A 22,886-nucleotide genomic window follows, 5' to 3' on the forward strand; every position below is an offset into this window, starting at 1 on the left:
ATGCGAAAGGCATTCCGCGAATAACCGGGATGCTCCATGCGAATGTCAGGGACCTTGAGCTCCCCAATTACCGGATCTATGTTTCTCCTGCCTTTCTGAGCAGCACTTTGCGCATCAGAACTCCCCAGGAGGAACAACCCTCATGAGCTCGCGCCAGCCTGTCCACCCGGACTTCCCGAGTCGCCGGAGATTTCTTGAGCTGACCGGGGCCGGTGCCGCGGGAACCCTCGCCGCCTTCGCGGGACTGCCGGCCTTCACCGCCGCCGCGGCCGAGCCGCACCGGCCCGCCACCGATCCCCGGGTGGACGACAGCACGGCGGTGCGCCTGTGGCACACGGCGCCCGCGGCCGCGGGCAACATGATCCAGCAGGGCCTGCCGATCGGCAACGGACGGCTCGGCGCCCTCGTCGGCGGGGACCCCGCCGACGAAGTACTCTTCATCACCGACGCCACCATGTGGACCGGCGGGCGCAACGACGTGCTCAGCAGCGACGGCCAGTTCCCCTACGACCAGACGGCGTTCGGCACCCTGACCCAACTCGCCCACCTCACCGTCGAGATACCCGGCCACACCCTGGACTCCGTCACCGGCTACAGCCGCGCCCTGGACCTGAGCAACGGCCTGGTCACGGCCTCCTACACGCAGAACGGCGTGACGTACCGGCGCGAGGTGTACGCCAGCCACCCCGACGACGTCGTGGTCGTGCGTTTCTCACAGAGCGGTGGCGGCACCTACACCGGCCGGATCACCCTGGCCGGCACCCACGGCGAGAACACCGTCGCCAACACCTCCGATGCCACCGCCTCCTTCGCCGCCGCCTTCGACAACGGCCTGCGCTACGGCGCCGCCATCACGGCGGTCAGCGGCACCGGCCGGATCGAAGTCACGGGCTCCGGTGTGGACTTCACCGGCTGCTCCGACCTGACCGTCATCTTCAGCGGCGGCACCGACTACGCCCCCGACTTCGCCAAGGGCTACCGCGACCCGTCCGTCGACCCCGAGGCCCTGGCCCGGAAGAAGGTCCGTACGGCTGCCCGCCAGTCGCCCGACAGCCTCGGTGACACCCACATCGCCGACTACCGGGACCTCTACGACGCGATGACACTGTCGCTCGGAACCTCGACCGAACAGCAGCGCGGGCTCGACACCTGGACCCGCCTTCAGGCACGCGCCCAGGACGGCGCCGCGCCCGATCCCGAACTGGAGGCGTCCTACCTCCAGTTCGGCCGCTACCTGATGATCTGCGGCTCGCGCGACAGCGTGCCGATGGGTCTCCAGGCAGCGTGGATCGACACCAACACCCCTGGCTGGATGGGCGACTACCACACCGACGTCAACATCCAGATGAACTACTGGATGGCCGACCGGACCGGCCTGCCCAGCTGCTTCGACGCCCTCACCGACTACTGCCTGGCCCAACTGCCGGCCTGGACCGACACCACGGTGCGGCTCTTCAACGACCCGCGCAACCGCTTCCGCAACTCCTCGGGCAAGGTCGCCGGCTGGACCGTCGGCATCTCCACCAACATCCACGGCGGCTCGGGCTGGCAGTGGCACCCGGCCGGCAGCGCCTGGCTCGTGAACACCATCTTCGAGCACTACGAGTACACGCAGGACACCAAGCTGCTCGCCCGCATCTACCCGCTGCTCAAGGGCGCCTGCGAGTTCTGGGAGGCCCGGCTGGTGCCCGTCACCGTCACCGACCCCGCCACCGGGCAGCCGCGCGAGGTCCTCGTGAACGACAAGGACTGGTCACCCGAGCACGGACCGCAGGACGCCATGGGCATCACCTACGCGCAGGAACTGGTGTGGGCACTGTTCACCAACTTCCACACCGCGAGCGCGACGCTCGCCAAGGACAAGGCCTACCGGAAGGTCGTCGACGGCCTGCGCGACCGCCTCTATCTCCCGCAGGTCAGCCCCACCACCGGCTGGCTGGAGGAGTGGATGACCCCCGACAACCTCGGCGAGGTCCAGCACCGCCACCTCTCGCCGCTCATGGGCTTCTTCCCCGGCGACCGCATCAGCCTGGAGTCCTCACCCGCCGACCTCCTCACCGGAGTGCGGAAGCTGCTCACCGACCGTGGCACGAGCCTGTACGGCTGGGCCAACGCCTGGCGCGCCCTGTGCTGGGCCAGGTTCAGGGAGGGCGAGAAGGCGTACGAGATGATCATGACGAATCTGCGGCCCTCGACGGGCAGCACCGGTGGATCCGCCCTCAACCTGTTCGACGTGTGGCCGCTCGACGACACCAGCAGCATCTTCCAGATCGACTCGAACTTCGGTACTCCGTCGGCCATGGTCGAGATGCTGGTGTACTCCCGGCCCGGCCGGATCGAGTTGCTTCCGGCGCTGCCCGACGCGTGGGCCAAGGACGGCAGGATCACCGGTGTCGGCGCCCGCGGCGGCTTCTCCGTCGACGTGACCTGGCGCGACGGCAAGGCCAAGCAGGCGGTGATCCGCAGCGTGGGCGGCCGTACCACCGAAGTCACCGCGGGCGGAGTGACCCGGACCGTACGGCTCGGGCGCGGCGAATCGGTGACCTTGCGCTGGTAGACGAGGGAGCCACCGGCACGGAATCGGCCACCCGCACGACGCGGGTGGCCGAAGACGTGACTGTCGCAGTGGTTCAGGCCCGGAACGGTTGTACGGGAACCCCGGTCGTGCCGGTCTCGACGACGAAGACGGAACCGGACAGCGGGTGGCGGGCCAGTTCCTCGGCGGACAGACCGTTGCGCGCGGAGGTGATGTAGAGACGGCCGTCCTGACCGAAGACACAGCTGGACGGCTGGTGGGCGGGCACCGGTACAACCCCGACCACACGCCCGTCCGGATCGTATCGACGTACCTCGCGGCCTCCGAACATGGCCACCCAGAAGCAGCCGTCCACGTCGACCGCCAGGCCGTCGGGAACGCCCGGTCCCTCGGTCTCGGCAAGGACGTCGAGAGGGCCGAGGGTCCCCGGCTCCGAATGGAAATCCGCCCGGTAGAGCAGGTTGGCGTAGCTGTCGGCGAGGTACATGACCGTGTCGTCGGCGTTCCAGCCAAGACCGTTCGGCAGCACCAGGCCGCCCACCTCTACCACGCTCGGGGACTCGCCGTCCCAGCGGTGCAACCGTCCTTGGTCGGGGGCGAATTTCATGTCGTTGCTGCCGGCCCAGAACCGTCCCCGCGAGTCCACCTTGCCGTCGTTCATGCGCAGGTTCGGTTCGGGCAGGACCGGGTCGACCATCTTCAGCTCACCGTCGACGATGAAGCCGAACCCGTCGGACACCGCTGCGACGAAGCCTTCATGGTCGGCACGCGGCGCCACCGCACCGACCATCATGCCGACCTCGGTCACGGTCTGCCGACCGCTTGTCAGGTCGTCCTCGTAGACCTTGCAGCCGTAGATGTCGACCCACACGAGCCGGCCGGTGCGAGGATCGAAGACGGGTCCCTCGCCCACGTCCGACGTGTCGCTGCGAACCGCGACATCGAGATCCGAGTAGGTCCGAACACTGGTCATGCCCGACTCCGTTCGTTGCTTTCGGCAGCCGGCAATCGGGCTGCTCTCACGCGGGGACCGCTGCCGACCAACCTTGCCCGGGGAAGCCGCCACGTCAATGGTGAGTCCCGTATGACCGGTATCCGGGCCGCGAATCGCACAGGTGAAATCAGAGCGGTGGAATAGCAGTTGTGCCCTCCGGCCGTGGCGCCCGGATGACCGCGCGGATAAACGCCTGTGCGGCCGCTCCCAAGGGGCGTTGTGAATGCCACCAGATACCGACATCTCGGTATCGGTTCAGGTTGTGGATAGGGCGCATTTCCATGCCCTCACGCTGGATCATCACCGCACCGAGATAGTTGATGATTCCGATGCCGTGTCCGGCCCGCACCATCGCGCCGAGTGTGGTCGGCTGATGGGAGACGGTGCCGTAGGGGGCGACTGTGTCCTTGATGCTCAGCTCGACTTCGGCCTCGTAGCCGACCACCGTGTTGGCAAGCGGATTGCCGATGGTGATGACCCGCTGATTCACGAAATCCTGCAGATCCACTTCGCTCTTCTCGAGCAGCGGATGGCCGGTCGGCGCGAGCATCACGAAGGGCTCCCGCCACAGCGGACGCATGGTGAACGCATGGTCGTGCGGCTCGGGGCGGACCGGCCGGAGCGCCACGGAGACCCGTCGCTCGGACAGTGCCGCCTCGATGAACGCGACGTCTCCGTCGAGCACCGCGACATGGATCTCCGGGTGTTTTTCCCGCAGTTCGGTGATGACACCCGGGAGGAATTCGGAGCTTCCGCTGGCGAAACTCGCGACGCTCACGTTGCCCGAGATGGTGCCGCGGTCGGTCTGGCGTGCCGTGACCAGTTCGTCGGCGGCCGCGAGGACGGCCCGGGCCCGCGACAGCAACGCACGGCCGTCGTCGGTGAGCGTGAGCGGCCTTATCCGGCGCTCGATCAGAGAGCACCCCAGTTCGCGTTCGAGACTCGCTATGTGCGCCGAGACCCGTGGCTGCGACAAGTGCATCTGCTCGGCCGCTCGCGTGAATCCGCCGGCATCGACGACTTCAACCCATGTACGCAGCCAGGCCAACTCGAGTGCCATTGACAAAACCTCCTCCGGGCAACAGCTTTACCGCTGTTCGCGCAACAATCCATCGGCGTGACATCTGCGAGGCAGATCGCCCGCATACGCATCTCGACGTTGACGTGCCCCAGCGGCCATGGCCGACTGGGAGAATGACCGATCAGACTTCCTTCGGTATCGCCCGCGGGCTTCTCTCCGTACACGGCGCCGACCTTCCGCGCGGCGACGACGGCGCGGTGATCACGTCCGTCACGACGTATGCCCTCGCCGTGCCCCTGCAGCGGCCCATCGCCGACTCCACAGCCGCCATGACGCACTGGACGGTGCCCGTGGTGGAGATCCGTACCGCCGACGGCCGTGTCGGGACCGGGATCTCCGGCATCCACTGCGCCCCCGAACTCCTCACCGACGTGATCACCTCGTACTACGCCGACGCTCTCCTCGACACCTCGTCGGAAGACATCCTGGGCACCTGGAAGCGCCTCTACTGGCTGCCGACGCACTGGATCGGTCGTGCCGGCGTCGTCCACATGGCCCTGGCGATGGTCGACATCGCCCTGTGGGACCTCGCCGCGCAGCGTGCGGGCATGCCGCTGTGGCAGCTTCTCGGCGGGACGCAGGACAGCATCGAGGCGTACAACACCGACGGAGGCTGGCTGAACCTCTCCGACGCGGATCTGGTCAGGGACCTCACGTCGCTGATCGACCACGGATGGTCCCGGGTGAAGATCAAGGTGGGCCGCTCCGACTGGAGGGAGGACGCGCGACGGGTGCGTGCCGTCCGCAAGGCGATCGGGGACGACGTCACGCTGATGTGCGACGCCAACCAGCGCTGGGACCTGTCGACGGCCAACCAGATCATGCCCACCCTCGAGGAAGCGGCGATGGGCTGGGTCGAGGAGCCGTTCCATGCCGACGATCTTCAGGCGCACGCCCGCCTGCAGGCCTCGACCCGGCTGGATGTCGCCGCCGGGGAGAGCATCTACTCCTACCACCAGTTCGCCTCCTTCATGGCGGCGGACGCCATCCGGGTCGTACAGGTCGATGTCACCCGGGTCGGCGGAGTCACGGAGTGGCTGCAGATCGCCGGTCATGCCGCGTCGAGGGGACTGCGGCTGGCACCGCACGCCGGGGACATGATGCAGGTGCACCAGCATCTGGTGGGCACCGTCCTTTCCGAAGTGCCTCCCCTCGTCGAGTTCATCCCGTGGACCCAGGAGGCGTTCGTCGAGCGCAGCATCGTCCACGAGGGTCTGCTGGAGCGCCCGCAGAGTCCGGGCGCCTCGACCGCGATCGCTCCGTCCGCGCGGGTCCGCTGGCAGATTCCGGGAGTGGGAGCCGACAGGACGGTGTGACGCACGCGCGGTCGCACGGTTGCCGTGGACCCGCGTCCATTCCACGATCAGAGCCGCCCCAGGGCGCGCAGAGCCGCCGTACACGAACGAAAAGGGACTGACATGTCTGAGTCGCAGCCGCACCGGTCCGAGGAGAGAGTGGCCGTCGTCACCGGCGCTGGCCAGGGGATCGGCTACTCCATCGCCGCGGCCCTGGCGGCCCGCGGTGTGCGCGTGGTCGTCACCGACCGCAATCCGGAGACAGGAGCCGCCGCCGCGAAGGAACTTGGCTGTGTGTTCCTTCCGCTCGACGTGTCGGACCCGCTCGCCGTCACCGCGACGGCCGACGAGGTGGTGCGGCAGTTCGGACGCGTCGACATCCTCGTCAACAACGCGGGGATAGCTCACGAGGACGACGCGCTCGACGTGACCGACGAGGTGTGGAACCGCATCCTCAGTGTCGACCTGACGGGCACGTTCGTTGCCTGCCGCGAGTTCGGCCGGCACTTCGTCCGCCGGCGTTCCGGATCGATCGTGAACATCTCCTCCATCGCGGCCTTCATCGGCTCCAACCCCGAGTACCACGTCGCGTACGACGTCGCGAAGGCCGGCGTCGCCCAGCTGGCGCGGTCGCTCGCGGTGGAGTGGGCACAGTACGGGGTACGGGTGAACGCCGTAGCACCGGGCCGTACCCGTACGCCGATCCTCGACACGGTCGGGATGGACGACCCGGAGCGGATGACGCAGTGGATCGAGCAGATCCCCATGCGCCGACTGCTCGAAGCCGACGAGATCGCCTCGGCAGTGGTGTTCGTCGCCCTCGACGGGTCCGCGGTCACCGGGCAGACGCTTCTCGTCGACGGCGGTCAGATCGCCCAGTGACCACCGGGCGAAGCGGTTGTCGTCAGCTTGGGCGGACGACAACCGCTTCTCCTTTGCCGAACGTCGCATCGAGGACCTCCTGGCCGTAGCGCAGTCGGGTCCTCCCGGCGGCGGAGGAGCGGATGCGCGCGGCGTCGAGGCGCCCGTCGCACCAGCGGAGTTCGACGGTGAAGCCTCCGCGGGCACGCAGTCCGCGGACGTATCCGTCCCGCCAGCTCGCCGGGAGTGCCGGCAGCAGTTCGATCTCGCTCCCGTCGGACTGCAGCAGCATCTCGGCGATCCCGGCGGTCCCGCCCGCGTTGCCGTCGAAGGAGTAGATGTTCTGCGTCGCCCCGGCCACCCCGCCCGCGGAGTAGGACATCAGGTTGGCCTCGCTCGCGTCCGTGATCAGGTTGGTGAGGTGTGCGAGGGCCTGGTCGCCCTTGAGCAGGCGGGCGAAGTAGACGGTGAAGTTGGCCTCGACCCACTCCGTCTGCTCCCAGCCCGGGGCCTGCTGCCTGCGCTCGATCGTGACCTCCGCGGCACGTGCCAGGGCCGGTGTGTCCCGTGGAGTGATCTGCCGTTCCGGGAAGAGGGCGCTCAGATGCGAGGTGTGACGATGGCTGGGATCGGCCTCCTCGTAGTCGTGCAGCCACTCCTGCAGCTGTCCGTGCCGCCCGATCCGGAACGGTGGCAGCAGGTGGCGCGCTTCGGCGATCCTGGCCCTGAGTTCGGCATCGACGTCGAGCAACTCCGCGCCCTCGGCGCAGATACGCAGCACGGCCTCCACGAAGACCCGGTCGGCGGTGGCGCCCATGGAGACCGAGCACTGGCTTCCGTCGGGCGCCAGATACCAGTTCTCCGGGGACTCGGAGGGGCCGGTGACCAGCCGGCCGTGCTCCGGCTCCGCCACCAGATGGGCCAGGAAGAATTCGGCTGCCTCCCGGAAGACCGGGTAGAGGCGCTCACGCAGGAAGGTCTCATCGCCTCCGTACTGGTAGTGCTCCCACAGCTGGAGGGCGATCCAGGCGCCTCCCGTCATGTTCAGGCCCCAGCCGATGCCTGAACCGGGTGCGGTGTAGCCCCATGCGTTGGTGACGGTGTGCGCGACCCAACCGGGCGCGCCGTACATCTCTTTGGCAGTCGTACGCCCGTGAGCGGCTGTGGTCTCGATCAGGCGGAACAGCGGTTCCTGGCACTCGGCGAGGTTCGTCACCTCGGCCGCCCAGTAGTTCTGCTGCGTGTTCATGTCGAGGTGGAAGTCGTTCGTCCAGGGCGCGCTGCTGGCCAGGCCGTCGTTCCAGAGGCCCTGGAGGGCCAGCGGCAGAGGTGAGTCGCGGCGGGATCCGGCTACGGTCAGATAGCGGCCGAACTGGAAGTACAGCGCGATGAGTTCGGCATCGTCTTCCCCCGAAGCGAGCCGCGCACGGCGCTCGTCGGTGGGCAGAGCCGCCGAGTCGGCCGGTGCACTCCCCAGATCGATGGAGACCCGTCCCATCAGGGCCCGGTGATCCGCGATGTGTGCGGCGCGGACCGCCGCGTACCCGGCATCCGTGGCCGCCGACAGCAGTACGTCGGTCCGGAACGCCGGGTCGTCCCCTGCCCAACTCGTTCCGACGGCGACGTAGACCACAGCCGCGTCCGCGCCCTCCAGGTACAGCGTGTCGCCGACACACCGGACGGAACCGCCCTCGGCTTCCAGGCGTGTGCGGATCTCCAGAGCAACTCCCTGCTGTCCGTTGCTGTGGAGGCTTTCGTAGGCGTGGCCGCGAAGAACGACATCGGTGTCGGTGGCCGCGATCCGTCCGGGGATCACCCCGTCCTGGATCGCGATGGAGAATCCGATCGAACCCGGCCGGTCGGCGGTGAGACGGATCGCGATGACGCCGTGCGGATTCGAGGCGAGGACGTCGCGCGTGACGCGTATGCCGTCCTGCTCGTAGCTGATGGACGCGATGCCCGTGTCCAGGTCCAGGGTCCGGCGGTAGTCCCGGACCGGGGCCTCGGAGAGGAAGTCCAACCGCACTTCGGGCAGTGGCAGATTGGTCCCGAACGACTGTGGTCTGCCCACGAGGTGTTCTGTGGCGAGCCGTTGTGCCTCTCCGTGGCGGCCCGCGAAGAGAAGTTCGCGGATGTGCGTGAGGTACTGCCGTGCGGTGGTGCTCACATCGGCGGTCGACGGCTCGCCGGACCAGGCCGTCGACTCCGACAGTTGGACTCTCTCCCGGCCGGTACCTCCGTAGACCATTCCGCCGAGGCGGCCGTTGCCGATGGGGAACGCCTCGAACCAGCGGGTGGCCGGGCGGGCGTACCAGAGAGCGCCGGACGGGGCGTCGGTGCCGGGGGACTTCCACTCGGAAGCGAGGTTGAGCATGGCGTGGACTTTCCAGGAGTGCGGGAGCCGGACGGCCGGCGGTGTTCGTCGTTCGCCGGACCGGGCGAGGTGTGTGCGGGAGGGCGGACGTCATCCGGAGGCTCATGCCAAGGAGCTGTCCGCAGACGTCACTTGGTGGGCGCGAAGAGGTGCTGGGCGGCGACCGCGGCCCCGCCACGGGCCCATTCCTCGAAGGGCAGCGGTCTGACCACGAGGTCGCAGTCGGAGGCCGCACCGAACACCTGGGCCCCGAAGGTCTGCCGGATCTGGTCCTCGTAGAGGGCGTAAGAGGCCACGCCCTCACCGGAGATGATGATGCGTTCGGGGCCGATGAGGTTGGCGACGGAGGCCAGGGCGAGTCCCATGGCGTGTCCGGCGCGGGAGAAGACGGCGCGTACGGCGGGGTCGCCGGCGTGCGCGAGTCCGACTGCTTCGTCCATGGTCAGGGTGGGGTTGCCACTGGCCTGCCGGGCTTGTTCGGTGATGGCGTGGGTGGAGGCGACGGCTTCGACGCAACCGGTGTTGCCGCAGGTGCATACGCGGTCGCTGCCGCCCACCGGTAGGTGTCCGAGCTCTCCGGACACCCCGTGCGCACCCGACACCACCCGCCCGCCGAGGGACAGCCCGCAGCCGATGCCGGCGCCGACGGTGACCAGAGCGAACGAGGACAGACCGGCCCCGGCGCCGAACCACTGCTCGGCGACGGTCAGCGCCCGTACGTCGTTCTCGATCACCGTCGGGAGTCCGGTGGCGGTCTCGACGAGCCGACCGAGCTGCACCCGGTGCCAGTTGAGGAACGGCGAGTACTGCACGGTGCCGTTCTGGCCGTCCACGTCCCCGGAGATGGTGACGCCGACGCCGTGCACCACGCTCTCCTCCAGTGCTCCCGCCTCGCTCCGCAGCCGCGCGATCAGTTGAGCGATGGCGAGTACGACGGTGCCCACGTCGCGCGAGGCGAGGGCGGCCCGGGAGGTGGCGAGCGGCTGGGCGACGAGATCGGTGACGACGCCGATGAGTTCGTCCGCCGTGATCTTCACGCCGAAGAAGCGGGCTCGCTGCGCGCGTACCGAGATCAGGGTGGCGGGGCGGCCGTGGGTCCGCTCGACGGTGGGCCGGCCCAACTCGGTTATCCAGCCGTCGGCCAGCAGGGGAGTGGCCACCTTGGTGACCGCGCCCGGTGACAGTCCGGTACGGCGGCCGACCTCTGCCCGGGTCAGGGGGCCGTGGGCGAGCAGGGTCTGGAAGACCAGAGTGGCCGCGGGTGGCTGGTCGGCGAGCGTCATGCGGCGACCATACATTTCCACTGGAAAATAAGAAAGCAATTCTGCAATGCCCGGATAGTCGTCCCTTGCCGCATTTTCTGGTTCGGTCCTGCCCATTCTTTAGGCGAATGTTCGTTATTCGTGCAGCGCAATATGTTGACGCTGGAAGGAAAGGCTGACTACATTCGCGGCACCTTGCGTCAGATGGACGGGATGCACCTCCGACGCAGGTGGCGGCCGGTTTCCTCCCCGACCGGCCGCGCTGTTGTCACCCTCTCCGCAGTGTTCCGGGACGGCCACCGTCGATGAGGGCAAGAGGGGCAGGCCCGAGCTGCCCCGGCCGACCAATTCCTCATGTGGCTGACCGTGCATGGGCACTGCACGGACTCGCCAGGAGCCCCGTTGTGCCATTTCAGCGCCGAGATGGAGTAACCCATGGTTCGTCCAGCAGAACCCGCAGATTACGTACGCCGCAGACTGCGCCCCAGAGGCATCAGGGAACTGGCCCTGCCCGTCGTCGCAGCCACTGTCCTCGCGGCGTCGATGGCAGTGCCGACCGCCGCGTCCGCGGCCGGCACCTCTGACGCCGGTGGGGCCCAGGCAGCCGCACCCGTTCTGGCCGCCAAGCCGTACATGGGCTGGAGCAGTTGGAGCCTCGAGTCGACCAAGTACCCCGGCTACGGAGTGCCTTGGCTCACCGAAGAGCACGTCAAGGAGCAGGCCGATGTGATGGCCTCGAAGCTGGCGTCCCACGGCTACGAGTACGTCAACATCGACGCGGGCTGGGCCACCAGCTTCGACGAGTACGGCCGTCCGGTACCGAACAGCGACACGTTCCCCAGCGGCATGAAGTCACTGGGTGACTATCTGCACGCCAAGGACCTGAAGTTCGGGCTCTATCTGGCGGTCGGCCTCGACCCCGCGGCGTACAACGACGGCAAGAACCCCATCTACAACGCGCCCGGCTGCACGACCGCGGACATCGTCTACCCCGACCTGCGCAAGACCAACGGGTGGGACTACGCGTACAAGATGGACTTCGACGATCCGTGCTCGCAGAAGTACATCGACTCCCTCGCCGACCAACTGGCCGGCTGGGGCGCGGACTTCCTGAAGGTCGACGGTGTGGGACCGGGCTCGTGGCAGGGCGACGCGAACCACGACAACACCTCCGACGTGAAGGCGTGGCACACGGCGCTGCAACAGACGGGCCGCCCGATCGAGTTGACCCTGTCGTGGTCGCTGAGTCACACGCAGGCCGAGGTGTGGAAGGCCAACTCCAACGGGTCGCGGATCGACACGGACGTCGAGTGCTACTGCGACACGCTGGTGACCTGGAACAACTCCGTCAAGGGACGCTGGAACGACGTCGTCCAGTGGATCGACGACGCGGGCCCCGGTTACTGGAACAACCTCGACGCCCTCAACGTGGGCGTCGGCGCCATGGACGGCATCACCGATGCCGAGAGGCAGAGCTACGCCACCTTGTGGGCGATCGAGTCGGCGCCGCTGTACTCCGGCGACGATCTCACCAAGCTCGACGCGTACGGCCTGTCGCTGCTCACCAATGACGAGGTCATCGCGGTCAACCAGGCGGGCAACCCGGCCAAGCCGGTCGACCAGAACTCCCAGCAGCAGGTCTGGTACGCCCGTAACGCCGACGGCAGTTACACCGTGGCCCTGTTCAACCTGGGGAGCGAGTCCAGTGAAGTCACCGCGGACTTCGCCGACTTGGGTATCAGCGGCAAGGCGTCGGTACGCGACCTGTGGAGCCACAAGAACCTCGGCAGCGTCTCCGGGGGCCTCACCGAGACCCTTCCGGCGCACGGCTCCCGGCTGTTCACCTTCACCCCGAAGAACACCAGCGCTCCCGGCACTCCGCTCGCCGTGCACGGCACCGCCTCCACCGCGAACAGCGTGTCCCTGGCCTGGGACAAGGTGAACACCGGCACCTCACCCGCCACCGGCTACACCGTCTACGCCAACGGCGCGAAGGTCGCCACCACCAAGGGCACCTCCACCACCGTCAGCGGACTGCGCGCCGGCACCGGCTACTCCTTCACCGTCGTCGCGAACGACGCCAAGGGCAGACGGTCCGCCCCGAGCAAGGCCGTCCCCGTCACCACACCCGCGGCCGGCGGACCGACCGGATATGAGGCCGAGGCCTCGGCCAACACCCTCACCGGCAGTGCGAGCGTCTTCGACTGCTCGGGCTGCTCCGGCGGCAAGAAGGTCGGCAATCTCCCATGGGGCGCCGTAGCGGTCAACAACGTCACCGCGCCCAAAGACGGCACCTACCTCATGAAGCTCGACTACGTCGACGGCGACTCCAGCCGGGTCATCGAGATCACCGTGAACGGCGAAACCGTCCAGGTCCCGCTCGCCGGCACCAACGACAACAACTGGAGCACCGCGCAGACCATCACCATGCCCATTCCGCTGAAGGCCGGCGGCAACACCCTGACCTTCACCAACCCCGTGGACTGGGCACCCGACATCGACAAGATCACCCTCTGACCGACCCCGGCTGACCCACCCTCACCGTTCCACCCGCTCGACGCACCACACGCAAAGGAGAGTGCCGTGGTGGTCACATCCAAGGACAACCACACGACGCCGGTGAAACCGCCGTCCGGCGCAGCCGGCACGGTGGCCACCACGGCCACCTCACCGCTAGGGAAGAAGGACGGCAAACCCGCGGAGGGCGGCAAGCTCGCGAAGGTACGGCGGTCCACGCCCACCAGGTCGTTCGCGGCCCGCCGCAGGGACCTGCCGGTCGCGCTGCTGCTCATCGTCCCGTCGGTCGTCGGCTTCCTGGCCTTCTACGCCTATCCGACCTTCCGCGGGATCTACCTCAGCTTCACCGACTTCCGTGTCCTCTCCCCGCCGAACTGGGTGGGCCTGGAGAACCTCCGGACGATGGTCCACGACGACGTCTTCTGGCAGTCGCTGTGGGTCACGGTCTACTTCGTACTTCTGTCGGTGGTCATCGGCACGCTGGTGTCGCTGGTCACGGCGGTGGTGCTGCACCGGGTCACCCGCTCCTCGACACTGCGCGGCGTCATCCTGCTGCCCTTCCTCATCTCCAACGTGATCGCCGCGCTGGTGTGGCAGTGGATGCTCGACCCCACGATGGGGATCATCAACATCGCGTTGGAGCACCTGACCGGCCACTCCATCCTCTTCCTCGGCAGCGGCGACTGGGTGGTCCCCGCCATCGCCGCGATCAGCGTCTGGAAGTGGATGGGCTACTACGCCCTGCTGATCTTCGCCGGCCTGCAGACCATCCCGCCGACCATCTACGAAGCCGGCCGGGTCGACGGCGCCAGCGAGTGGCAGATGTTCCGCCACCTGACCGTGCCCCTGCTGCGCCCGATCCTGGCGATGGTCGTCGTGCTGACCGTCATCAACTCATTCCAGGTCTTCGACATCGTGCAGGTCACCACCAAGGGCGGTCCGGCCCACGCCTCGAACGTGCTCCAGAAGTACATCTACGACAAGGCCTTCAGCCAGTTCGACTTCGGCTACGCCGCCACCATGTCGCTGGCCCTGTTCGCCCTGCTCATCACGGTCACCTTCACCCAGCTACGACTCGCCCGCGCCAACGAATCCGATCTGAACTGAAGGAAACCGTCATGGCCCTCACCCTCGCACCCACGCGGAACGGGCAGCGCCCGGATTCCCCGCGCCGATCCCGCAAAGCCTCGCCCGGCCGGATCGCGGCGTGGACGTACCTCGCGGTCGTCATGGCCGTCACGCTCTTCCCGTTCTACTGGATCCTGCGCACCGCGCTGTCCAACAACTACCTGCTGTCGACCGACCCTTCCTCGCCGCTCCCGGTCGGCTTCACCTGGGGAGCCTTCGAGCGCGCCCTCGGTATCGCCTCCGCCGCCGAGGCCCAGGCCCAGGGCGGCTCGGGCGCCTCCCTCGACATCGCCCTGTTCCTGCGCAACTCCCTGATCTACGCGACCAGTCAGACCCTGCTGATCGTGCTGTTCTCCGCCGCCGGCGCCTATGCCTTCTCCCGGCTGCACTGGCGGGGCCGCAACCTCGTCTTCAGCATCCTCATCACCGCGTTGATGGTTCCGACCGTCTTCACGCTGCTGCCGAACTTCGTGATGATCAAAGACCTCGGACTGCTGAACTCGTTCGCCGGGCTGGTCCTGCCCGGGGGGCTCTTCCAGGCGTTCACGCTGTTCTTCCTGCGCCAGTTCATGCTCGGGCTCAGCAGCGAGGTCGAGGAAGCCGCGATCATCGACGGCGCCGGGCCACTGCGGATCTTCTTCCGGATCATCCTGCCGATGTCGTCCGCGCCGATCGCGACCGTCTCGCTCCTGATGTTCGTCAACGCCTGGAACGACTACTTCTGGCCGCTGCTGGTCACCAGTTCGCAGGACGTGCAGCCGCTGACCCTCGGCCTCGGCGTGTTCAAGCAGTCCTCACCGCAGGCCGCCCCCGACTGGGCCGGACTGATGGCCGCCGCCCTGATCGCCGCGCTGCCGATCCTGCTGCTCTTCGTCGCCTTCGGTAAACGCATCGTCAACTCCATCGGCTTCTCCGGCCTCAAGTAGGGGCTCGAGAGCCGAACTGCTCAAGAAAAGCGAAAGAAGGAATCATGAGAGTTCGCAAGGTCGTGGCGCTGGGCGCTGCCCTCACGCTGACCGCCCTGGTCTCCGCCTGCTCCTCCGGCTCGGACTCCGGCTCCGGCTCGAAGACCGTCAACTGGTGGACCTGGGACGACAAGCAGGCCGCCGCGTACAAGGTCTGCGCGACGGACTTCGAGAAGGCCAACCCCGGCGTGACCGTGAAGATCTCGCAGTACGCCGTCGCCGACTACTTCACGAAGCTGACCGCCGGGTTCGTCGCGGGCAACGCCCCCGACGCCTTCCAGGACAGCATCACGTACTTCCAGGAGTACGCCGACCAGAACCAGTTGCTGGCGCTGGACGACTTCATCAAGAAGGACAACTTCGACCTGTCCAAGTTCTCCGTCGGCGTGGACTCGTGGAAGTACACCGACGGCAAGCAGTACGGTCTGCCGCTGGACTGGGCCGCGACCGGCATCTACTACAACGCCGACATGCTCACCGACGCGGGCTACACCAAGCAGGACGTCGACACGCTCAACTGGAACCCCGACGACGGCGGCACCGTCGGCAAGATGATCGCCCACCTGACCGTGGACACCAAGGGCCGCCGCGGCGACGAGGCCGGCTTCGACAAGAACAACATCAAGACGTACGGCTTCGGTCAGATAGCGGCCAAGGACTTCCTGGGCGACACCACCTGGAGCTCCTTCGTCTCCACCACCGGCTGGCGGCTGAGCAACAAGCCGAGCTGGCCCACGACCCTGAACTACGACGACCCGACGTTCATCAAGACGATGGACTGGGTCCGTTCCCTCGTGGAGAAGGGGTACGCGCCGGCGATCGGGACGTTCACCGACAGCGTCTCGGACGTCGACCTGATCTCCTCCGGCAAGATCGCCATGGAGACCGGCGGCTCCTGGTCGGCCTCCACCTTCACCAAGATCCCGGGCGTCGAGGTCGGCATCGCGCCCACCGTGCTCGGCCCCGACGGCAAGACCCGCGCCGTGTTCAGCAACTCCAACGGCAACAACATCTGGGCCGGCACCAAGGACCCCGACCTGACCTGGAAGTGGGTCTCCTACATGGGTTCGGAGGCCTGCCAGTCCAAGGCGTCCCTGACCGGTACCTTCTTCCCGTCCATCCCCGCTTCCATGGACGCCTCCGCGAAGGCTCTCAAGGCCGAGGGCGTCGACCTGTCGGTGTTCACCGACATGCTCAACAACAAGGTCCTCTACGGGGCCCCGAGCCTCACCAACGGTGCCGCCCTGGAGGCCGCGTTCGAGCCGCTCTTCGAGGCGTACTTCGCCGGTGAGAAGGGCGACAGCATCTTCAAGGACATGCAGAACCAGAGCAAGACCATCCTCGCCGAGAAATGACACACCTACACCGTCGGCGCCGCACGGCCGGACGTGCCCAAGCACCGCACGTCCGGCCGTAGCTCAGGAAGCACCCTCCATGCGCCCCCACCCCCGCGCGGGTTTACAGAGCGGCCGCTGCGCTGTGCAGGTTCTTGGCGGCCAGGGCGAGTCCTTCGGTCTGGGAGTAGGCGGCGTCCTCGTGTTCGATGTTGACGGCCATGTCCGGGTCGATGTCGGCGAGGGCGCGCAGAAACTCAGTCCAGTAAGGGATGTCGTTTCCGGCACCGACGGCGACGAACTTCCACGCCGGGTTCTCCGGCCAGGCGTTGCACCAGAACCCGTAACCCGTGGGCACCTTGCCCGGCGCGTTGGCGGGCACGCGGGTGAACGACGTGTCGAGCACGCCACGGATGTCCGCGCCGGGGCACAGTGTCGCGTCCTTCGCGGCGGCGTGGAACACCAGCGGGCCCAGCCACTTGATGGAGGCGACGATGTCCATGCCCTGCCACATCAGGTGCGAGGGGTCCATCTCGGCGCCGATGTTCGTCGTCCCGGCCTCGTCGACGAGCCGCTTCAGGGTGACCGGGGAGAACACCAGGTTGTGCGGGTGCATCTCGATGGCGACCCGGACGCCGTTCTCCCGGGCCAGCGCGTCGATCTCCCTCCAGAACCCGACGGCCACGCCCCACTGGTAGTCCAGGACGTCCATGTAGACGCCGTCCCACGGGTTCACCACCCATGAGGGGTACTTGGCGTCGGGGTCGGAACCCGGTGTGCCCGACATGGTCACGACGTGCTTCACCCCGAGCAGGCCCGCGAGGCGGATGGTGCGGCGCAGGTCGTCGGCGTGCTTCGGACCGACCCCCGGGAGCGGGTTGAGCGGGTTGCCGTTGCAGTTGAGCCCGGTCAGTTCCATGCCGCGGTCGGCGAAGGCCGCCAGATACTCCTCACGGGCGGTGGCCGAGGACAGCAGCAGGTCGACCGGGCAATGCGGGGAGGGGATGAAGCCGCCGGTGTTGACCTCCACGGAGGTGAGCCCGTTCCCCTTCAGGATGTCGAGGGCTTCCGTGAGGGGGCGGTCGTGCAGGCAGGCGGTGTAGGCGCCGAGCTTGAGGGCCATGTGCGTACTCCTTGGATACGGCGGATACGGCGATGCGGGTGGTCAGGCGGAGGCCGGCGGAACCGGGGTGAGCGCGCCGCCGTTGCGCGAGGAGTCGACGACCGCACGGATGATCTCCATGGTCCGCAGCGCGTCCGCGAACGTGGCGCAGGCCGGCAGCGGCTCGGCGACGCCCGCGACCTGGTCGAGGAAGGCCCGGGCCTGGTAGGTGAACATCTCGGCGTTGCCGCCGCCCACGCCCGGTGCCTCCATGGGAACCCCGCCCGCGAAGTACGGCAGTTGGGGGCCGGCGATGATCTGGCGGGCGCCGCGCGTGCGGGCCTCGGGCTGGGCGTCGTCGAAGAGGTACTCGGCCGGCCGGTGCTGGTCGAACGCGGCCCGCCCGCCAAGGCCCAGGACGTCGAAGGACAACCCGTTGGGCAGGCCGAAGGCGGTGCGCGACACCGAGAAGGTGCCCACCAGGCCGGACTCGAAGCGGGCGGTGAAGGTCGCGGTGTCCTCGTTCTCGACCTCGCCCATCTCGTCGGAGACGGGGGCGGCGTTGTGTCCCACGACCGCACCCAGCGGCAGGGGCCGCTTGGGGATCTGCGTCGACAGCGAGCCGCCGGAGACCGCGGCGATGGGGCCGGCGACGTACTCGGCGGCGTCGATCACGTGCGCGCCGACGTCCCCGAGCGCGCCGGAGCCGGGACCCCCCTTGAACCGCCAGCTCAACGGCCCGTTCGGGTCGGTCGCGTAGTCGCACCAGTACCGGCCGCTGAACAGCGTCAGGTCACCCAGCTCGCCGCGCTGGACGTGCCCGCGGATCGCGGCGATGGCGGGGGACCGCCGGAAGGTGTACCCGACGGCGGTCACGACCTCGGCGCTGCGCTCCAACTCGGCCATCGCGCGGGCGTCTTCGAGCGACCCTGCCAGCGGCTTCTCGCACAGCACGTGCTTGCCGGCGGCGACCAGCGCCTCAGCGATGGGGCGGTGCAGTGCGTTGCCGACGACGATGCTGACGGCGTCGATCGTCGGGTCCTCGGCGACGGCTTCCCAGCTGGGGAGCGCCTTCTCGTAGCCGTAGCGGCGGGCGGCGTCTTCAGCGAGCTCGACATTGGCGTCGGCTATCGCGGCCAGGCGGACGGGCGGCAGGCCGGCACCGAAGACCGTGTTGACGTTGCGGTATCCGGCGGCGTGGCTGCGGCCGGCCATGCCGGCTCCGATCACCGCGACGGAGATCGGCTTGCTGGGCGTGGTCATGGTGTGTCCTTGGGGGAGGGATCGGCAGATCTCGGCTGGAGGTGGGAGGTTGAACCGGCGTTCACCCGTTGGGCGGGCCGCGGCCGGGGCGCGTGGTGAGAGTCCTGACCAGGCCCTGGGTCAGGCTGTGCGGTCGTACCTCGTCCCGGCAGCGCGGGACGACGTGCGCTGCCGGGAAGGCGGTGTCGGGTTTCGCTCGTTCGTCGCCTCGCCGGGGACCGGGGACGCCGCGGGGCTCGGGCTGGGCGCGGCCACCCCGGCGAGGTGCGCGCCGACGTGGCCGCGGTCCGTCAGGACCAGGTCGCCAGGTACTCGTCGATCTTCTCGCGCATGAACACCGAGGACTCCTTGGCCCGTTCCTCCCAGGCGAAGACGCAGGCGGTGAGCGTGCCGTCGAAGCCCTGTGCGCGCAGTTCGCGGAAGAGCTCGTCGAAGTCGACCTCGCCCTGGCCGATGTCCAGGTGCTGGTGGATGCGGGCCGGCGTGCCGGGCGGGTTGAGGATGTAGCGGTTGCCCGAGGACGCGGTGTGGTCGAGGGCGTCGGCCAGGTGGACGTGGGTGAGCAGGTCCCCGGCGTACTGGATGATGCCGGGGGCGTCGTCGCCGATGTGGAAGGTGTGCGGGGCGCAGTAGAGGAAGCTCACGTTGGGATGGTTGATCCCACGGATCAGGTTGACGGCGTCGTAGCCCTGCTCGATGAAGTCGTCCGGGTGCGGTTCAAGGGCGAGGCGGATGCCCTCCCGCTCCAGCAGCGGCAGCAGTTCGTCCAGCGACTTCCAGAACTGCGCCTCGCTGCGGTCGGACTGCTCGGGGCGGCCGTTGAACTCGGAGATCATGCTGTCCACACCGAGGTCGGCGGCGATCTGTATGGAGCGCTTCCAGTACCGTACGGCCGCCTGCCGGTCGTCCTCGTCGGGACCGGACCAGCGGAACAGCGGCAGCAGGGAGGAGATGCCGACGCCCGCCACGTCCAGCGCCTTGCGGAACCTGCGTACCGTGGCGTCGTCGACGCGTGGGTGCCGGAAGAACGGGATGAAGTCCTCGCGGGGGGACAGCTCGATCCACTCGTAGCCCAACTCGGCGACGACAGCGGGGAGTTCGAGCAACGGGACGTTACGGATCATGTAGGGATCCAGGGCGATCCTCATGCTCGTCACCGAGTGCCCTTCGCGGCGAACTCGGCGACGCTGGCGACGTTGGTCTTGTCGACGAACGCCGGCCCGGTCAGCACCGGCTGCTCGCCGCCGCCGCTGAAGTTGCCGTTGGTCTTGTAGAGCCAGAGGGAGTCGACGGCGAGGTAGCCCTGGAGGTACGGCTGCTGGTCGACGGCGAACTGAATGCTGCCCTTCTCGATCGCCGAGACGAGATCCTTGTTGAGGTCGAAGGTGGCGATCTTGGCACTGCTGCCGGCGTCGGACACCGACTGCACGGCGGTCAGCGCGATCGGAGCGCCCAGGGTGACGACCTCGTCGATGGAGCTGTCCTGCTTGAGCTTGGCGGTGATCGTCGACTTCACCGAAGGCATGTCGGTGCCGTTGACGTAGAGGATGTCGGTCTTGCCGCTGAAGGTCTTCTTCATGCCGGCGCAGCGCTCTTCGAGATTGACGTCGCCCTGGGCCTGGATCACACACAGCGCGTGCTTCGCGCCGGTGCCGTTGATCTTGTCCCCGAGTGCCTGACCGGAGACGGACTCGTCCTGGCCGAAGAACGACAGCAGGCCCTGCTGCTTCCACACGCCCAGGCCCGCGTTGAGGCCGACGACCGGGATGCCGGCCTTCTCGGCCTGGGCGACCACCGCCTTCATGGCGTCCGGCTTGGCCAGGGTGACGGCGATGCCGTCGACCTTCTGGTCGATCGCGTTCTGCACCAGGTTGGCCTGGTCGCCGGCGGTCTCGTCGTTGGAGTAGATGAGCTTGATGTTGTCCTTGGCGGCTGCGGCTTCGGCGCCCTTGCGGATGGTGTCCCAGAAGGTGTCGCCGGAGGGCGCGTGGGTGACCATCGCGATCGTCATGCGGGGGGTGTCGGCCTGGCCCGCCGAGACGTTGCCGGCTTCTTCTTCGGCCTGCTTGCCGCCGGAGCCGCTGGAACAGCCTGCGAGGACCAGGGCGGCCGCGGCGGCCACGGCCGCGACGGAGACGGCTCTGCGGGAACGAGGACGAGACATGCGGTTCATGTGCGTGCACCTCACTGTGCGACGGGAACGGGAACGGGAACGGGAACGGGAACGGGGATCGGGATCGGGATCGGGATCGGGATCGACGGTCGGGGGTGGCCGGACGGCCACGACGGCCTCGGTCGGGGCGCTGCGGGAACCGGGTGGGGAGGGTGATCCGGTGCCGCGCTCACGCGCTGACTTCGTCGGTACAACAGGACAATTTAAAGCGCTTTAAGTTCTGGTACTATCAGCCTTGTTTCGCGAGCGTGTCAAGGGTGTTGCGCGAGGAGATTGCCCCGGGGAGGCACAGTGGTGGACGTCGGTTCCGCAGGTCACGGGAACGGCACGCACAAGCGCCCCAGGCTGGAGGACGTGGCCGCGCGGGTGGGTGTCTCCACGGCGTCGGTGTCCCTGGTGCTGCGGGGTGTGCCCGGTCCGAGCGAGCGGACCCGGCAGCGTGTACTCAAGGCGGCAGCCGACCTCGGCTACCAGGTGGACCGCACCGCCAGCCTGCTGGCCAGCCGGCGCACCCGGCTGCTCGGCGTCATGGTCGACATCCACAGCCCCTTCCACGCCGAACTGGTCGAGCACCTGCACACGGCTGCCGAGGAGATCGGGTACGACCTCGTGCTGAGCACGCTCACCCGCACACGCGACGAACACACCGCCGTCGAGACACTGCTCGCGTTCCGCAGCGAAGCCCTGATCCTGCTCGGTCCCACCGCTCCCGCCGACACGCTCGCGGCCCTCGACCGCAAGTCACCCGTGATCGCCGTCGGGCGCCGGATAGCCGACGTCGGCCTGGACGTCGTGCGCACCGCGGACGACGAAGGTGTCGGCCAGATCGTCGATCACCTGGTCGGTCTCGGTCACCGCGAGATCGTCTACGTCGACGGCGGCAAGGGCGTCATCGCCACCGACCGCCGGCGCGGCTACCGTACGGCGATGCGCCGCCACGGCCTCGACGACCACATCCGGGTCCTGACCGGAGACCACACCGAAGCAGCCGGCGAACGCGCCGCCCGCCACCTCCTCGGCGGCACCGAACTACCCACCGCCGTCGTGGCGTTCAACGACCAGAGCGCCATCGGCGTCCTGGCCGCCCTCGCGCGCGCCGGTGTCGCTGTCCCGGGCGAGGTCTCGGTGGTCGGCTACGACGACGACACGCTCTCCCGGCTGAGCTGCTTCAATCTCACCACGGTCAGCCAGAGCGCTCAGGAACAGGCCCGGCACGCGGTGACCGCCGCCGTCGAACGCCTCGACCAGGACCGCACCGAACCCCGCGAGGTCGTCCTCACCCCACGCCTGGTCGTCCGCGGGACCACGGCGGAACCTGCTGTTTCCGACCCCGGCCCTTCGGCCGGCCGCCTTGATGATCAGGCCCGTAACATTCAGCCATGATCGGCGCGGTGCGTGCCGATTGGCGTGTGGCGGCACGTCGCCACCCACGCACCCAGGATCCAGCGCATCAGGTTCTCAAGGGGGAGATCTGCCATGAGCGGCACCGAAAGCAGCAAGCACGGGGGATTCTCGGCCGAGGAGCGGGCCGCGATGAAGGACCACGCCCAGGAGCTGAAGAAGGCGGCCCGCCGCACCTCGCGCGCGGACAAGGCGGCAGAGGCGGAGCGGGACGTGCTCGCGAAGATCGCAGAGATGCAGGACTCGGACCGGATCATGGCCGAGCGCGTCCACGCCGTCATCAGAGCCGGCGCCCCGGTCCTCGAGCCGAAGCTCTGGTACGGAATGCCCGCCTACGCGCTGGACGGCAAGGTCCTGTGCTTCTTCCAGAGCGCGGAGAAGTTCAAGGCGCGCTACGCGACGCTCGGGTTCAGCGACCTGGCGAAGCTGGACGAGGGCACGATGTGGGCGGCCGGGTTCGCCCTGACCGAGGTGACGGCCGAGGTGGAGGCGCGGATCACCGCGCTCGTGAAGCAGGCGGTGAGCTGAGGTACTGAGGCACTGAGGTATGGGGTACGTCCACGTGGCGTCCGCCCCTTGCCTCGCCAAGGCCGTGCCGCC

The 22,886-nt window shown here is 68.1% G+C and carries 17 protein-coding genes; 9 read left to right on the top strand and 8 right to left on the bottom strand.

The features are described 5' to 3' along the window. The first annotated feature begins 142 nt into the window (after positions 1 to 142). Positions 143 to 2,557: a glycoside hydrolase N-terminal domain-containing protein gene (locus OG219_RS42090; protein ID WP_266835767.1), complete on the top strand. Its 2,415-nt coding sequence runs from the start codon at positions 143 to 145 to the stop codon at positions 2,555 to 2,557. A gap of 73 nt (positions 2,558 to 2,630) precedes the next feature. Here the strand turns inward: OG219_RS42090 and OG219_RS42095 are convergent, their stop codons facing one another. Further along, the gene (locus tag OG219_RS42095; RefSeq protein ID WP_266835768.1) at positions 2,631 to 3,509 is read right to left on the bottom strand and encodes an SMP-30/gluconolactonase/LRE family protein; all 879 of its coding nucleotides are present in this window, start codon (positions 3,507 to 3,509) and stop codon (positions 2,631 to 2,633) included. Positions 3,510 to 3,657: 148 nt separating this feature from the next. Further along, complete coding sequence (locus OG219_RS42100; protein WP_266835769.1) at positions 3,658 to 4,590, bottom strand: LysR family transcriptional regulator; 933 nt, start codon at positions 4,588 to 4,590, stop codon at positions 3,658 to 3,660. Positions 4,591 to 4,724: 134 nt separating this feature from the next. Here OG219_RS42100 and OG219_RS42105 point away from each other — a divergent pair, with 134 nt between their 5' ends. Both OG219_RS42105 and OG219_RS42110 read left to right on the top strand, forming a co-directional pair. Further along, positions 4,725 to 5,927 (top strand): mandelate racemase/muconate lactonizing enzyme family protein, encoded by a 1,203-nt coding sequence (locus OG219_RS42105; protein WP_266835770.1) that lies wholly within the window; start codon positions 4,725 to 4,727, stop codon positions 5,925 to 5,927. Between the two features lie 102 nt (positions 5,928 to 6,029). Next, positions 6,030 to 6,788: an SDR family NAD(P)-dependent oxidoreductase gene (locus OG219_RS42110; protein WP_266835771.1), complete on the top strand. Its 759-nt coding sequence runs from the start codon at positions 6,030 to 6,032 to the stop codon at positions 6,786 to 6,788. Between the two features lie 22 nt (positions 6,789 to 6,810). Here the strand turns inward: OG219_RS42110 and OG219_RS42115 are convergent, their stop codons facing one another. After that, positions 6,811 to 9,141: a glycoside hydrolase N-terminal domain-containing protein gene (locus OG219_RS42115; RefSeq protein WP_266835772.1), complete on the bottom strand. Its 2,331-nt coding sequence runs from the start codon at positions 9,139 to 9,141 to the stop codon at positions 6,811 to 6,813. 128 nt (positions 9,142 to 9,269) lie between these two features. Next, complete coding sequence (locus OG219_RS42120; RefSeq protein ID WP_266835773.1) at positions 9,270 to 10,424, bottom strand: ROK family transcriptional regulator; 1,155 nt, start codon at positions 10,422 to 10,424, stop codon at positions 9,270 to 9,272. 522 nt (positions 10,425 to 10,946) lie between these two features. Between OG219_RS42120 and OG219_RS42125 the strand changes: the two genes are divergently transcribed. From OG219_RS42125 to OG219_RS42140, 4 genes are all read left to right on the top strand, one after another. Next, positions 10,947 to 12,920, top strand: a complete 1,974-nt coding sequence (locus OG219_RS42125) for a fibronectin type III domain-containing protein (RefSeq protein ID WP_266836421.1) — start codon at positions 10,947 to 10,949, stop codon at positions 12,918 to 12,920. 66 nt (positions 12,921 to 12,986) lie between these two features. After that, on the top strand, positions 12,987 to 14,027 hold the full coding sequence (locus OG219_RS42130; protein WP_266835774.1) for a carbohydrate ABC transporter permease: 1,041 nt from the start codon (positions 12,987 to 12,989) through the stop codon (positions 14,025 to 14,027). An 11-nt stretch (positions 14,028 to 14,038) separates the two neighbouring features. Next, positions 14,039 to 14,974, top strand: coding sequence for a carbohydrate ABC transporter permease (locus tag OG219_RS42135; protein WP_266835775.1), 936 nt, complete (start codon positions 14,039 to 14,041; stop codon positions 14,972 to 14,974). 44 nt (positions 14,975 to 15,018) lie between these two features. After that, complete coding sequence (locus OG219_RS42140; RefSeq protein ID WP_266835776.1) at positions 15,019 to 16,368, top strand: sugar ABC transporter substrate-binding protein; 1,350 nt, start codon at positions 15,019 to 15,021, stop codon at positions 16,366 to 16,368. Positions 16,369 to 16,471: 103 nt separating this feature from the next. Here OG219_RS42140 and OG219_RS42145 read toward each other — a convergent pair whose 3' ends face one another. From OG219_RS42145 to OG219_RS42160, 4 genes are all read right to left on the bottom strand, one after another. After that, positions 16,472 to 17,470 carry a sugar phosphate isomerase/epimerase gene (locus OG219_RS42145; protein WP_266835777.1) on the bottom strand — a complete coding sequence of 333 codons (999 nt, stop codon included), beginning with the start codon at positions 17,468 to 17,470 and terminating at the stop codon, positions 16,472 to 16,474. 42 nt (positions 17,471 to 17,512) lie between these two features. Then, positions 17,513 to 18,712, bottom strand: coding sequence for a Gfo/Idh/MocA family protein (locus OG219_RS42150; RefSeq protein WP_266835778.1), 1,200 nt, complete (start codon positions 18,710 to 18,712; stop codon positions 17,513 to 17,515). 290 nt (positions 18,713 to 19,002) lie between these two features. Further along, the gene (locus OG219_RS42155; RefSeq protein ID WP_266836422.1) at positions 19,003 to 19,860 is read right to left on the bottom strand and encodes a sugar phosphate isomerase/epimerase; all 858 of its coding nucleotides are present in this window, start codon (positions 19,858 to 19,860) and stop codon (positions 19,003 to 19,005) included. A gap of 5 nt (positions 19,861 to 19,865) precedes the next feature. Next, entirely contained in the window at positions 19,866 to 20,885 is a 1,020-nt protein-coding gene (locus OG219_RS42160; RefSeq protein WP_266835779.1) for a sugar ABC transporter substrate-binding protein, read from the bottom strand. 294 nt (positions 20,886 to 21,179) lie between these two features. On the opposite strand from OG219_RS42160, the gene OG219_RS42165 reads away from it, so the two are divergent. After that, on the top strand, positions 21,180 to 22,268 hold the full coding sequence (locus OG219_RS42165) for a LacI family DNA-binding transcriptional regulator (protein ID WP_266835780.1): 1,089 nt from the start codon (positions 21,180 to 21,182) through the stop codon (positions 22,266 to 22,268). 93 nt (positions 22,269 to 22,361) lie between these two features. After that, a complete protein-coding gene (locus OG219_RS42170; RefSeq protein ID WP_266835781.1) occupies positions 22,362 to 22,814 on the top strand; it encodes an iron chaperone in 453 nt (150 codons plus the stop codon). Positions 22,815 to 22,886 lie beyond the last annotated feature (72 nt).

Origin of the sequence: Streptomyces sp. NBC_00038 (genome assembly GCF_026343635.1) — a bacterium.
Classification (GTDB): domain Bacteria; phylum Actinomycetota; class Actinomycetes; order Streptomycetales; family Streptomycetaceae; genus Streptomyces.

Bases quoted from the DNA above. Each gene is read 5' to 3' on its own strand.
- OG219_RS42090 (WP_266835767.1), top strand. From the start codon at position 143: ATGAGCTCGCGCCAGCCTGTCCACCCGGACTTCCCGAGTCGCCGGAGA.
- OG219_RS42095 (WP_266835768.1), bottom strand. From the start codon at position 3,509: ATGACCAGTGTTCGGACCTACTCGGATCTCGATGTCGCGGTTCGCAGC.
- OG219_RS42100 (WP_266835769.1), bottom strand. From the start codon at position 4,590: ATGGCACTCGAGTTGGCCTGGCTGCGTACATGGGTTGAAGTCGTCGAT.
- OG219_RS42105 (WP_266835770.1), top strand. From the start codon at position 4,725: ATGACCGATCAGACTTCCTTCGGTATCGCCCGCGGGCTTCTCTCCGTA.
- OG219_RS42110 (WP_266835771.1), top strand. From the start codon at position 6,030: ATGTCTGAGTCGCAGCCGCACCGGTCCGAGGAGAGAGTGGCCGTCGTC.
- OG219_RS42115 (WP_266835772.1), bottom strand. From the start codon at position 9,141: ATGCTCAACCTCGCTTCCGAGTGGAAGTCCCCCGGCACCGACGCCCCG.
- OG219_RS42120 (WP_266835773.1), bottom strand. From the start codon at position 10,424: ATGACGCTCGCCGACCAGCCACCCGCGGCCACTCTGGTCTTCCAGACC.
- OG219_RS42125 (WP_266836421.1), top strand. From the start codon at position 10,947: ATGGCAGTGCCGACCGCCGCGTCCGCGGCCGGCACCTCTGACGCCGGT.
- OG219_RS42135 (WP_266835775.1), top strand. From the start codon at position 14,039: ATGGCCCTCACCCTCGCACCCACGCGGAACGGGCAGCGCCCGGATTCC.
- OG219_RS42140 (WP_266835776.1), top strand. From the start codon at position 15,019: ATGAGAGTTCGCAAGGTCGTGGCGCTGGGCGCTGCCCTCACGCTGACC.
- OG219_RS42145 (WP_266835777.1), bottom strand. From the start codon at position 17,470: ATGGCCCTCAAGCTCGGCGCCTACACCGCCTGCCTGCACGACCGCCCC.
- OG219_RS42150 (WP_266835778.1), bottom strand. From the start codon at position 18,712: ATGACCACGCCCAGCAAGCCGATCTCCGTCGCGGTGATCGGAGCCGGC.
- OG219_RS42155 (WP_266836422.1), bottom strand. From the start codon at position 19,860: ATGAGGATCGCCCTGGATCCCTACATGATCCGTAACGTCCCGTTGCTC.
- OG219_RS42160 (WP_266835779.1), bottom strand. From the start codon at position 20,885: ATGAACCGCATGTCTCGTCCTCGTTCCCGCAGAGCCGTCTCCGTCGCG.
- OG219_RS42170 (WP_266835781.1), top strand. From the start codon at position 22,362: ATGAGCGGCACCGAAAGCAGCAAGCACGGGGGATTCTCGGCCGAGGAG.